At 40.3% G+C, this 12,683-nt stretch carries 12 protein-coding genes; all 12 read right to left on the reverse strand.

All coding sequences use genetic code 11. The annotated features are described in order from the left end of the window. Positions 1-2: 2 nt before the first annotated feature. The gene (locus tag PB1_RS14460; protein ID WP_004438124.1) at positions 3-641 is read right to left on the reverse strand and encodes an O-methyltransferase; all 639 of its coding nucleotides are present in this window, start codon (positions 639-641) and stop codon (positions 3-5) included. Between the two features lie 234 nt (positions 642-875). Next, positions 876-2,009 carry an endolytic transglycosylase MltG gene (gene mltG, locus PB1_RS14465; RefSeq protein ID WP_004438125.1) on the reverse strand — a complete coding sequence of 378 codons (1,134 nt, stop codon included), beginning with the start codon at positions 2,007-2,009 and terminating at the stop codon, positions 876-878. A 269-nt stretch (positions 2,010-2,278) separates the two neighbouring features. After that, positions 2,279-2,569, reverse strand: coding sequence for a DUF1292 domain-containing protein (locus PB1_RS14470; protein ID WP_004438126.1), 291 nt, complete (start codon positions 2,567-2,569; stop codon positions 2,279-2,281). A 12-nt stretch (positions 2,570-2,581) separates the two neighbouring features. Further along, a complete protein-coding gene (ruvX, locus tag PB1_RS14475) occupies positions 2,582-2,998 on the reverse strand; it encodes a Holliday junction resolvase RuvX (protein ID WP_004438127.1) in 417 nt (138 codons plus the stop codon). 2 nt (positions 2,999-3,000) lie between these two features. Beyond that, the gene (locus PB1_RS14480; RefSeq protein WP_004438128.1) at positions 3,001-3,267 is read right to left on the reverse strand and encodes an IreB family regulatory phosphoprotein; all 267 of its coding nucleotides are present in this window, start codon (positions 3,265-3,267) and stop codon (positions 3,001-3,003) included. Positions 3,268-3,359: 92 nt separating this feature from the next. Beyond that, positions 3,360-5,993, reverse strand: coding sequence for an alanine--tRNA ligase (gene alaS, locus PB1_RS14485; RefSeq protein WP_004438139.1), 2,634 nt, complete (start codon positions 5,991-5,993; stop codon positions 3,360-3,362). Between the two features lie 343 nt (positions 5,994-6,336). Continuing rightward, positions 6,337-7,425: an AI-2E family transporter gene (locus tag PB1_RS14490; RefSeq protein WP_004438147.1), complete on the reverse strand. Its 1,089-nt coding sequence runs from the start codon at positions 7,423-7,425 to the stop codon at positions 6,337-6,339. A 105-nt stretch (positions 7,426-7,530) separates the two neighbouring features. After that, positions 7,531-7,722 carry a hypothetical protein gene (locus tag PB1_RS14495; protein WP_004438149.1) on the reverse strand — a complete coding sequence of 64 codons (192 nt, stop codon included), beginning with the start codon at positions 7,720-7,722 and terminating at the stop codon, positions 7,531-7,533. A 10-nt stretch (positions 7,723-7,732) separates the two neighbouring features. Then, entirely contained in the window at positions 7,733-8,206 is a 474-nt protein-coding gene (locus PB1_RS14500; RefSeq protein WP_004438152.1) for a PRC-barrel domain-containing protein, read from the reverse strand. A 134-nt stretch (positions 8,207-8,340) separates the two neighbouring features. Continuing rightward, a complete protein-coding gene (recD2, locus tag PB1_RS14505; RefSeq protein ID WP_004438154.1) occupies positions 8,341-10,755 on the reverse strand; it encodes an SF1B family DNA helicase RecD2 in 2,415 nt (804 codons plus the stop codon). A 32-nt stretch (positions 10,756-10,787) separates the two neighbouring features. Further along, the gene (locus tag PB1_RS14510; RefSeq protein ID WP_004438155.1) at positions 10,788-11,453 is read right to left on the reverse strand and encodes a tetratricopeptide repeat protein; all 666 of its coding nucleotides are present in this window, start codon (positions 11,451-11,453) and stop codon (positions 10,788-10,790) included. 111 nt (positions 11,454-11,564) lie between these two features. Then, positions 11,565-12,680: a tRNA 2-thiouridine(34) synthase MnmA gene (gene mnmA / locus PB1_RS14515; RefSeq protein ID WP_004438157.1), complete on the reverse strand. Its 1,116-nt coding sequence runs from the start codon at positions 12,678-12,680 to the stop codon at positions 11,565-11,567. Between the last annotated feature and the right edge of the window lie 3 nt (positions 12,681-12,683).

Here is a 12,683-nt window from a genome sequence, read left to right on the forward strand (position 1 = left end):
TTTCACCTCTTCTTACTTATTGCAATCCCGTCACCAACCGGAAGAATGACGGTATGAAAATCCGGATGGCCCATCAGCCAGCGGTTAAATTGGTCAATTTTTTTGACAAGACTGCGTATGCGTTTATTTTCAATTTCCGTTTCGCATACAAGCCCTTTAAACAGGACATTATCGGTTATGATTAGCCCCTTTTCACTGAGAAAAGGAGAATAGATGTCAAAAAAGCGCTGATATTGTCCTTTCGCAGCATCGATAAATATGGCATCGTACGGTCTTAGAGCTTTTATTTCGTCCCTCGCCTCAAGTGCATCCCCTTTAATAAGGGTAATTTGTGAATCTTTTCCGGCCTTTTTTATATATTTTTCAGCAAGGGCAAATCTCTCGGCGTCCCTTTCAATTGACACAATCTTCGTCTCTGGCAGCGCAAAAGCCATTCTTAATGCCGAATACCCGATAGCTGTTCCCACTTCAAGAATCGATTTTGGCCCTTCGATCCTAAGAAGCTGCAGCATAGCTTCGATCCCGAGAGACTCCATGATCGGCACATTATTCTTTTTCGCAAATTGCTCCATCTCCGCCAAAATCGGAGGCCGTTCCGGAAGCAATTGCTCTATATAACCATGCAACTTGTCCCCTTCCAAGCTGCCTTCACCTCTATCCTGCTTAAAAGCTTTGTTGCCTTAGTTCGTTCTTTTTAGACATGAAAAAATAGCGCTCACAGAAGGATTAAGCTCAAAACAAAAGCTCTTTAACCAGCCAAAAAGCCGAAATCCTTAAGATCCGTGGGTAACGCTATTACAGTGTATATTTATATACTTGAACCATTTTAACATAAACGCCGGGGGAATGCGAATTTTTCTCGCTTCCCCGGCGAATTAATTATTGGTAATATGTTCAGCCTTCGCTTTATTATGTTCATCCAGCGTTTTTGTAAAAATTACGTCTCCGTCAGCTGTCGCTAGAAAATACAAAAAGTCTGTTTTTTCCGGATTAAGGGCGGCTTCGATTGACATCGTCCCGGCATTGGCGATCGGTCCGGGCGGAAGCCCTTTATGTTTATATGTGTTATAGGGAGAATCGACTTCCAAATCCTCATAAAGAACCCGTTCTTGATGCTTCCCTTTCGCGTACAGAACGGTCGGATCTGTCTGAAGCGGCATGCCTGTTTTAATCCGGTTATAGAATACACTTGCAATTCGGTCACGGTCTGCTTTTTCCGTTGCTTCTTCTTCAATTAGGGAAGCCATCGTTAATAATTGATGGACTGAATATTGTTTTTTTTCCATTTGTCCCGTATATTCTTTTAAAACAGATTTCGTTTTATCCAGCATAACACTTACAATTTCTTCAATAGTCGGATGTTCTTTATAAAAAGGATAAGTTGCCGGGAACAAGTATCCTTCGAGAGGATATTTGACATTTTTATTCATAATTTCGTCTGTTAAAATATCGGGGTACTTTGCCATCAATGTTTTTACGAAGCTCTTATCATTCAGTTTATTAAAAACTTCTTCTTCATTCTTGTTTGTTTTTTCAGCAATAATGCCTGCGATTTGTTTTAATTGTTTTCCTTCAGGTATCGTAATCTTAAATATAACTTCCTGCATCGCCTTTCCGGTTTTTAATCTCTCAATAATTTCCGGAATGCTCATGGAAGGTTTCAATTTATAATCCCCGGCCATGAATCCCGACTCATTTTTAAATTTTACATAATACTTAAACACTCGGGCATCTTTAATAATTCCGTCATCCTCCAATACTTGTGCGATACCGCTTACTGAAGAGCCGATCGGAATTTCGATATTTTTTTCCGTTTTACTGTCAGGATCAACCGGTTTTAATGCAGATTTAATATAAATATAACCGCCTAAAGCTGCTATACATACAGCAAGAAATAATACAATTGCAATGATAAGTACGATTTTGCGGACGGTTCTCGCTTCAGATTGCAGTTCCAACAGTTTTTGGCGAATGATTTCATTTTTCGTCTCTTTTTTTTCCGTTGACATCCTTCCTGCTCCCCTCCATTTATCAAGGGTTGCTATGTAATGTAACCCCTTCAATCCTTAATCAATCTAGTTTAAGCATTACAACCGCTTCCAATCTACATACATTTGAACCATTATACTATAATTTCTTAATTGATTCGCTAAAAAAATTACAAAATTTCTTTGTTTGTGAGAAAGTTCGACAGCTATATTTGACCACATCCAAGACAGTTTTGTCAAAGAGGTAAAAAAAAAACCGGCCTCCTTCTCAAAGGACCGGTTTTTCGCATCTATTCTCCTTCTTCCTGTTCGTCAAGGAATGTATTCAGCACTTCTTCAATCATATCCCATTCTTCTTCTGTTTCAATCGGCATCAATTCGCCTTCTTCACTATCTTCACCTGGGATGAAGGCAGAAGCATGAATTTCGATTTCATCGTCGTCTTCCCCATCTGAGCCTACCGGGTAGTAAAGCACATATGATTTCCCGAATTCTTCTGAATCAAATGTAAATAATACTTCACAAAGCTGCTCATTGCCTTCTTCATCAATTACTGTAATGTTGTTTTCACCATGATCCATCTTTTTCACCTCTTAACGTATACTGTCCAAATATCCTTGCAATATCATGGATGCCGCCATTTTATCAATGACTTTTTTGCGTTTCTCTCGGCTGACATCAGCTTCAAGTAAAACTCGTTCCGCAGCCATTGTCGTTAGGCGTTCATCCCATAAAATGACCGGGATGCCAAACCTTTTTTCTAATTCACTCGCGTAAAATTGGCTTGCCTCTCCCCGCGGGCCTATCGTTCCATTCATATTTTTTGGCATTCCGACTACGATTTTTCCAACATCGTTTTCTTTTATTATTTTGCCAACCTCATCAAAACCATACTCATTTTCTTCTTCATTAATTTTGATCGTTTCAAGCCCCTGTGCTGTCCATCCCAGTTCATCACTTAATGCAATGCCGACTGTTTTCGAGCCGACATCAAGACCCATTATGCGCATGATTATCCCTCTTTATGCTGTTTTAAGTACGATTTTACCAATACTTCGATGATTTCGTCGCGTTCAAGCTTGCGAATAATATTTCGCGCATCTCTGTGTCTTGGAATGTATGCCGGGTCCCCTGAAAGCAGGTAACCGACAATTTGATTGATCGGGTTGTATCCCTTTTCCTGAAGGGCTTCATACACTTGTAAAAGCACTTCATTTACATCATGTTCAAAAGGCTCTTCAGGAAAATCAAACCTCATCGTTTTATCAAAGGAGCTCATCTAATGCACCTCTCTTCTTGGTTACCAGAGAAAATGGCAAAAAAGCCACACTGTTAACTGTTACCTTTATTTTACACTAGTTTAACCCGATATCAAACGGATTTTATCCATTCTTCAACAAATTGAAGAGCACCGTCAACCTTATTCGGATCTTTTCCTCCCGCTTGAGCCATATCCGGACGGCCTCCGCCTCCACCTCCGCAGCGGGTCGCAACTTCTTTTACTAATTTGCCTGCATGGTACCCTTTTTCGATTAAATCCTTTGTTATCCCGGCAATAATATTGACTTTTTCATCGTGAACACTCGCAAGAACTACGATTAAAGAACCGAGTTTTTGCTTTAGATCATCTGCCATATTACGTAAATTGTTCATATCAGCTGCCTGAACTTTTGCAGCAATAAACTTTACGCCATTTACTTCTTTCACACTTGAAGCAAGGCTTCTTGCTTCAATATTTCCCAATTTTGCAGAAAGAGATTCGTTTTCACGCTGGAGCTGTTTCATTTCCGCCAGTAATGAGTCAATTCTCGCAGAAACATCACGAGGACTTGTTTTTAATTTAGTTGCAGCATCTTTTAAAATACCGATTTGCTCGTTTAACAATTGGTATGCAGCCTCGCCTGTTACTGCTTCAATCCGCCGTGTACCGGCTCCAATGCCGCTTTCTGAAACAATTTTAAATAAACCGATCACAGAAGTATTCGGAACATGACACCCGCCGCATAGTTCCAGGCTGTAATCTCCAACTTGAACAACACGGACAATATCTCCGTATTTTTCCCCGAAAAGTGCCATAGCTCCCATTGCTTTTGCTTCATCAATTGGTTTATAGTCAATTTCAACGTCGATATTTCTCCAAATTTTTTCGTTGACAATCGTTTCGATTTTCTCTAATTCATCAGGCTGAATTTGTCCAAAATGCGAAAAGTCAAAACGAAGCCTGTCCGGTCCGACGAAAGATCCTGCCTGATTGACATGGTCTCCAAGAACATCTTTTAATGCTTGGTGAAGCAAATGAGTCGCGGTGTGATTTTTAATAATCTTGCCGCGGCTGCGTGTGTTTATGGCAGCTTTTACATGCTGGCCTTTCTTAATGGTTCCTTCCTTTATGACTGCTCGGTGCAGATGCTGTCCGTTAGGTGCCTTTTGGACATCATTTACCTGAACAAGAAGACCATCGGAAACAATTGTTCCTTCATCCGCAATTTGTCCTCCGCTTTCCGCATAAAAAGGAGTGGCATCCAATATAATTTGAACTTCGTCGCCTGCTGTTGCTTCATCAACAAGCTGGCCGTCTTTCACGATCACAAGAACGTCGGCTTCTGCTTCGAGCTGATCATAGCCGATAAACTTGCTTTCTTCCTTAATGTCGCCTAATACTCCTCCCTGCACCTGCATGGATCCTACATCTTGGCGGGCAGAACGGGCACGCTCACGCTGATTTTCCATTTCTTTTTCAAAACCGTCATGATCGATCCCCATGCCTTCTTCTTCGGCATATTCTTCTGTAAGTTCAACAGGAAAACCATACGTATCATATAATCGGAACACGTCTTCGCCTGAAATGATTCTGCTTCCTTTTTCTTTCTCTTTCTTGATCACATTTGCCAAAATCGCTAAGCCCTCATGCAGCGTCTCATGGAATCGTTCTTCCTCAATTTTTATTACCTTTTGGATAAATTCCGCTTTTTCTTGGACTTCCGGGTAATAATCATTCATGATTTCCCCAACTGCCGGAACAAGTTCATACATAAACGGACGGTTAATATTAATTTGCTTTGCATAGCGGACTGCCCGGCGAAGCAATCTTCTTATAACATAGCCTCTTCCTTCATTAGAAGGCAGTGCACCGTCGCCAACTGCAAATGTAACTGTCCGGATGTGGTCGGCAATCACTTTGAATGCCACGTCTTTTTCTTTATCTCGACCGTAAATTTCATCGGAAATTTTTTCAGTTGCTTTAATTATCGGCATAAATAAATCAGTGTCAAAGTTCGTAGGGACATTTTGAACAACTGATGCCATCCGCTCAAGACCCATTCCGGTATCAATATTTTTTTTCGGAAGCGGAGTGTATGTACCGTCAGGATTATGGTTAAATTCAGAAAAAACAAGGTTCCATACTTCTAAATAACGGTCATTTTCACCTCCGGGAAATAATTCGGGATCATTTGGATCATCCCCGTACTCAGGGCCTCTGTCATAAAAGATTTCTGTATTAGGTCCGCTTGGTCCTTCTCCAATATCCCAGAAATTTCCTTCAAGGCGAATAATTCTGTCTTCCGGAATACCTATTTTTTTATTCCAAATTTCAAATGCTTCATCATCCTCAGGGTGAACTGTCACGGATAATCGATCCGGATCGAACCCGATCCATTTTTTGTCTGTTAAAAACTCCCAAGCCCACTCAATTGCTTCTTCTTTAAAATAATCACCGATCGAAAAGTTGCCAAGCATTTCAAAAAACGTATGGTGGCGGGCAGTTTTTCCTACGTTTTCAATATCATTCGTTCTGATGGATTTTTGAGCATTCGTAATTCGGGGATTATCAGGAATAACCCTACCATCAAAGTATTTTTTCAATGTTGCAACACCGCTGTTAATCCAAAGAAGAGAAGGATCATCATGTGGAACGAGTGATGCACTCGGTTCGACAGCATGTCCTTTCTCTTTGAAAAATTCGAGAAACATCCTGCGGATTTCAGAACCGGTTAATTTTTTCATTAAAAATCAGCTCCTTTTCTAAAATGTTCGTCATCTTCACAACATAAAAAGCTCTCATCCCCTGACAGGGACGAGAGCTGAACTCGCGGTACCACCCTGATTATGGATGCAAAATATGCATCCATCTCTCAAATCACCTTAACGCGGTTAAACGGCAGGGGTTAGCTGCACTCCGGATTAGCTTTCTGCTGCCCTTCATCTGGAATTCCTTTCAGCCCTGGGGAATTCCTCTCTTCCATGCAAATGCATTCAGATGGACTGCAACATACTTGATCCTTCTTCATGTTTTCATCTATACCTATAGCCGAATTATATAGAGCGGATTTGCGTTTGTCAATCTTACTCATTGATTCGGCTTTGTTTCCATTTCACGATTTGCTCTTATCATGTGGTCTTTTGCATGCAATAAGGCTACTTTTAAGACTGCTAACACGGGAACCGCAAGAATCAATCCTAATATTCCCCCTATTTCACCTCCGGATAGCAGTGCAAAGATAATCATTAATGGATGCATATGAAGACTTTTACCGACGATCAGCGGTGATAGAATATTCCCTTCTAAAAACTGCAGCGAAAAAACGATAATAATGGCAATTACCGCCATCTTTACAGACATGGTAACAGCGATAATAACAGCCGGAACAGCGCCGATTATAGGGCCGAAATATGGGATAACATTTGTTAATCCGACTATTATTCCAAGAAGAAGCGGATACTTAATCCCGGCAAACCAAAATAATAATGCAGCACATGAGCCAATGATCGCACATACGAGCATTTGGCCGCGTATGTAACCGCCCAGTGATTTATCTACATCCCTTAAAAATAAAATCCCTTGCTGCCTCCATTTTCTCGGCGTTAAATACCATACTGCTTTTTTCATGACATCATAATCTTTTAGCATATAAAAAGTGATAAAAGGAATGATTGCGATCATTAAAAGAGAATTGACAATTTTGACGAGACTGTTTACTGTTTTCGAAAGAATTTGATCCAATGTTTTTTCAACAGCTAAAATGCTGCTGTCAATTCTTTCTTGAAATCCATTTGGCCATGCATGCGTCTTGCTATGTATTTTTTCAATCCATGTTCTATATTGTTCAGCAACTTCTGGGGCATGTTCTGTTAAATCTTTTAATTGTAGAATAATTGCGGGAATAGCTTTGTAAAGTGTAAATCCTGCACCCCCAAAAAATAAAATATAAATAATGACAATGGCAACTCCCCTGTGAAGCCCTGTTTCGTGAAGCTTTTCAACTACAGGGTGAAGCAAATACGTAATAAAAGATGCAATAATAAAAGGGGTTAATACAGATAACACGATTTTAATAACTGGAATCCACACTTCTTGAAGTCTTATGAATACAAAGATTACAATAAACAAAAGAAGGAGAAATCCTAACCGGTAAAACCATTTCATTTTTATATCCAATCAAATCCCCTCCTAATCATATTGTTGTTGAACGAAGAAGATTTATTCTTAGTACATAAAAAACCCCTGCCAAAAAAGTTCGGCAAGGGTTAATCGATGTTTAAATTAAAGACTTAAACGGCGGTCTTCTTCATCGAACAAATCATCCAGGGAGCTTAATGAGCCATCTTCCTCAACTTGATGTGTATTAATGATGTCTTTAGAAATGGTCATCTCAATAAAGCAGTTCCAGCAATAATATTGGTTAATACCTATTTTTCCAATATCCTTGCTCTGGCAATTCGGACACTTAAACACATTAGACACCTCACGTAGTTTTTACATTAACAATGATGGCATCCTTTCCGATCGCCGGAGGGTCAGCGGTTTTGACAACACGCTTCCCTTCCGTAATATCTGAAAAGAACCCATCTGTCAATTCATACCCTACGATTGTGCCCATTTCTTCCAAAAAATATACATCTTCCAATAATCCAAGCTTATCGCCTTTATTCGACATAATCATTTTGCCTGTCAAACTTTGCTTATGTTCAAGTGTATAATCAGGCGAATTTATTGGTTCCAATACCTTTTTATCTTGAACCATTACCCCATCCAAGCCGAAGTCAGTGATATTTTCAATCCGGATCATATATGATTTTCGGAAAAAATCGCCATTTTTAATTAATATGCCCTTTACTATCCCGCTGCTCGAAATATTTAAATCATAAATATCGCCAATTTTTTCACCGCTTTTTAGTTCATAAACCGGGAGCCCTTTTAATAATGAAAATGTCCGCAAAGATATCATCCCACCTTTCCGAACATTTTTATTTTCCGCTATTACGGCGATTTCATAAGGTGAAACGTTTTCCAAAAAGAAAAGGGAAACTCAATAACAAAAAAACAGGTGCACTTCAATGCGCCTGTACAACTTTATCCTTCATCCACCATAAAATCGTATGGGGTAATATTTTCCATTCCGATCATCGGATCCTCATTCATCAATATCTCTTCAAACGAAACAGGAGGTTCGGTATTTTCCTTCTTTTCTGTCCGCACAATTGCAGGAATTTGCTCTCGGATCTTTTCGCATAGTGATGTATTGCGGATTTGATCATCCGTTCTTTCTACACCCATTCTCAAAGCATCTTCTTCACCGCATAAGATAAGAAACTGTTTGCTTCTTGTAATTGCTGTATAAATTAGATTTCTGCGCAGCATCCGGTAATAGCTTCTTACGACAGGAAAGATCACGATTTGAAATTCGCTTCCTTGCGCTTTATGAACAGAACAGCAGTAGGCATGGGTTATTTGATTAAGGTCCTGGCGGGTATACGAAACTTCTGTCCCTTCAAAAGAAACCACAACCATATCTTGTTTTTCCGTATTTTCTTTGGCGTAGAAAATCGATACAACTTCTCCGATGTCTCCGTTAAAAACATTGCTTTCCGGCTGGTTTACGAGCTGAAGAACTTTATCGCCAATCCGGTACTTCACATCCCCGAAAGTGATTTCTTTTCGCGACCCGTCAGGATTCGGGTTGAAAATCTCCTGCAATAATACATTCAACCGATCAATTCCTGCAGGTCCCCTATACATCGGGGCGAGTACTTGAATATCCTTTGCTGAATAGCCTTTTTTCTTCGCATTTAAGGCGACCTTCTCGACAACTTGGGCAATTTGTGCAGTATTGCACTTTATAAACGAACGGTCAGGCTTTTGTTCTGATATTCCTTCAGGCAGCCTGCCATTTTTCATTTCGTGGGCAAGTTCAATGATGGATGAGCCTTCAGCCTGGCGATATATATCTGTCAAACGCACCGTAGGAATTCTTTCCGATTGCAGCAAGTCTTTTAATACTTGCCCCGGTCCCACCGATGGCAATTGGTCTTCATCACCGACAAGGATTACCTGAATTTGTTCAGGCAATGCCTTAAATAATTGATTGGCAAGCCACACATCAACCATTGAAGTTTCATCAACAATAAGCAATTTTCCTTCAAGAGGATAATCTTCATTACGATCAAAACCCTCCGTGCCATTCCAGCCAAGCAAGCGGTGAACGGTCAGTGCAGGCAATCCCGTCGATTCACTCATCCTTTTGGCAGCCCGTCCGGTTGGGGCAGCCAGCAAAAACGGATATGGCTCATCTTTTCGATAATCCTCAAGGTTCAATGAACAGCCGTGCAGTTCGGCATAAAGTTCGACAATTCCTTTTATAACAGTAGTTTTCCCGGTTCCCGGCCCGCCCGTTAATATCATCATCGGCGACATAAGCGCAGTTTGGATCGCTTCTTTTTGTGTCGGGGCATACTGTACACCGAGTCTTTCTTCCAATTTTCCTAGAGCTATTAAGAACTCTGATTCAGGAAACTGGTTTTCGTACTCCGTTTGCGATAAGATCCGCTTTATATTTGTTACAAGACCTTTTTCCGCAAAATAAAGGGAAGGCAAATAGATCCGCTTTTCTTCACCAATGATTTTCCCTTCTTCTTGAAGCTTAATAATTTCATTGGAAATATCGGTATAGTCAATTTCTTCAGGCTGGTTTTCTTCAAGCAGCTTTTTGATGCTTTCCAATAAATCCTCTGCGTTTAGGAAGACATGTCCTGCTTGCAGGCTCTCAGTTTCCAGCGTATATAAACAAGCTGCTCTTATCCTGTCCGGATGGTTTCCTGTTATGCCGAGCTTAAGCCCGAGCTCATCTGCACGGCCAAAACCGACGCCTTCGATATCTTCCACAAGCTTGAAAGGATTAGATTGAATAATGTCAATGGTTTGTTCCTTATAAACTTGATAAATTCTCATTGACAGCTGCGGACCGAAGCCATAATGATTTAAAGCAATCATAATTTGTTCCAGCCCTTGATGCTCCATGAGCGTATCATACAGCATTTTTGCTTTATCCGGAGGAAGCTTTGGTACTGAATCAAGCAGTGATGGCTCATTTAAAATCCTTGAAATTGCATTTTCTCCAAGAGTGGCAACAATACTTTCAGCAGTCTTTTTGCCGATGCCTTTAAAAAGTTCACTTGACAAATAATTAATGACACCTTGCTTGGAATGAGGCATTTCTTTCCTGAAATGATTTGCCTGGAACTGAAGTCCAAATTTCGGATGCTCCTTCATTTGCCCAAAAAATGTATAAATTTCTTGTTCATGAAGGCGGGGAAAATAGCCGGTAATAACAGCTTCTTTATCTTCATAATTCTCATTTGTTTCTTCCACTCGTACACGCAATACAGTGTATAAATTTTGATCATTATGAAAGATTGTAACAATAAGTTTGCCTTTTATGTATTTTTGGCCGTCAGCAAACAAGTCGAGTGTGTTTTGTTTTTCCGCCATCGTTTCCCATCCTTCTTCAAACAAAATTACAATTAATGGAGATTGGAATTTCCTTTTTCAATCAATTTTTTTCCATAACCCGCGAGTATATGATCAGGTTGAATAGCAAGAGCTTTTTCAAACATAGCGAGTGCTTTTTCTGCGTTTTCGTTGTAACCGTACCCAACTCCAAGATTGTAAAATGCATCTGCATGATCCGGGTCAATGGCAACACAACGCTCAAATTGCACAATCGCTTCATCAATTAAGTCTTGCCGAGCGAGACAGAGTCCATACTGGAACCTTGCTTCAGCATCCATTTCATTTAATTCAACGCTTCGCTGCAAATACGGCAGTGCCAGTTTTGTCTGTTCCAGCTGAACAAGCGCCATTCCAAGCATAAAGAAGTTGTCGCTAGAATCGAGGCCTTTTTTCATTGCTTTTTCAAACATGTTTTTTGCTTCTTCAAACTGCTGCGTTTCATAGTATAAATTGCCGATGCTGTAATAGGCTGTTGCGGCATTCTCATCCAGCTCGATCGCCTTTTGAAAAAAATTCAAAGCTCTGTCCGTTTCGCCAACAGCAGAAAGCACATTTCCAAAATTTATGTAGAGAATCGGATCTTCTGGATTTTCTTCAATTGCTTCTGAAAAAACTTTGGCAGCTTCTTCCCACTTGCCTTCTTTCATATACTGAATTCCGATTGCGTTCTTATCCATGATTGTCCACGCTCCATTCTATTTGAAAGTATAGCATATTTCTTCGGGGCTTTTTAAGAATCAGGTTCTCAAAAACAAGAGGCTGACTATAGTCAGCCCCATTTTATTGCATCAACCTACATAAGTAAGCAATTCGCCATTTTTAAATATTTGGTCTATCGTACCTCCGCCAAGACATTCTTCACCATTATAGAATACAACGGCTTGTCCCGGTGTGACTGCTCTAACTGGTTCATGGAAAACCACTCTTGCTTTGTTGCCATCCATGAGCTGAACAGTTACTTTGTTGTCAGGCTGTCGATAACGGAATTTAGCTGTGCATTCAAACTCCTCCGGCTTAGCATGTTTAGACACCCAGCTTACATTTGTGGCATTGATCGAATCCGAATAAAGGTGTTCATTATCGAACCCTTGGCCAACATATAAAACATTTCGTTCTAAGTCTTTGCCGATGACAAACCATGGTTCGCCTGAGCCGCCAATTCCAAGTCCATGTCTTTGGCCTATTGTGTAATACATTAAACCGTCATGTTTTCCTTTCACTTCTCCATCAATTGTTTCCATATTCCCTGGCTGAGCAGGAAGATAGCTGCTTAAGAATTCTTTAAAGTTTCTTTCACCGATAAAGCATATTCCCGTACTGTCTTTCTTTGAAGCAGTTGCAAGTCCCGCTTCTTTGGCAATTTCTCTTACTTTTGATTTTTCTAAATTGCCGATCGGGAACATCACTTTTTCAAGTGTATCAGAAGTCAGCTGATTTAAGAAATACGTTTGGTCCTTATTTTCATCAAGACCCCTGAGCATTTTATGTTCTCCGTCCCGGTATTCTACTCTTGCATAATGCCCGGTTGCCAAATAATCGGCACCTAAAATAAGGGCATGATCAAGAAAAGCTTTGAATTTAATTTCTTTATTGCACATGACATCAGGGTTTGGAGTTCTGCCTGCTTTGTATTCATCTAAGAAATAAGTAAATACTTTATCCCAATATTGCTTTTCAAAATTTACGGCATAGTAAGGGATTCCGATTTGGTTGCAGACGCGGATGACATCCTCGTAATCCTCGGTTGCAGTACATACGCCATTTTCATCTGTATCATCCCAGTTTTTCATAAAGATTCCGATGACATCATACCCTTGCTCCTTTAATAATAATGCAGCAACCGATGAATCCACCCCGCCTGACATTCCGATCACAACTCTTGTATCCTTTGGCGCTTTTCCCACTGT

The sequence above is a fragment of the Bacillus methanolicus PB1 genome (genome assembly GCF_000262755.1).
Lineage (GTDB): Bacteria > Bacillota > Bacilli > Bacillales > Cytobacillaceae > Bacillus_Z > Bacillus_Z methanolicus.

Excerpts from the sequence above, each read along its gene's own strand:
- mltG (WP_004438125.1), bottom strand. The coding sequence starts at position 2,009 with ATGTCAACGGAAAAAAAAGAGACGAAAAATGAAATCATTCGCCAAAAA.
- PB1_RS14470 (WP_004438126.1), bottom strand. The coding sequence starts at position 2,569 with ATGGATCATGGTGAAAACAACATTACAGTAATTGATGAAGAAGGCAAT.
- ruvX (WP_004438127.1), bottom strand. The coding sequence starts at position 2,998 with ATGCGCATAATGGGTCTTGATGTCGGCTCGAAAACAGTCGGCATTGCA.
- PB1_RS14480 (WP_004438128.1), bottom strand. The coding sequence starts at position 3,267 with ATGAGCTCCTTTGATAAAACGATGAGGTTTGATTTTCCTGAAGAGCCT.
- alaS (WP_004438139.1), bottom strand. The coding sequence starts at position 5,993 with ATGAAAAAATTAACCGGTTCTGAAATCCGCAGGATGTTTCTCGAATTT.
- recD2 (WP_004438154.1), bottom strand. The coding sequence starts at position 10,755 with ATGGCGGAAAAACAAAACACACTCGACTTGTTTGCTGACGGCCAAAAA.
- PB1_RS14510 (WP_004438155.1), bottom strand. The coding sequence starts at position 11,453 with ATGGATAAGAACGCAATCGGAATTCAGTATATGAAAGAAGGCAAGTGG.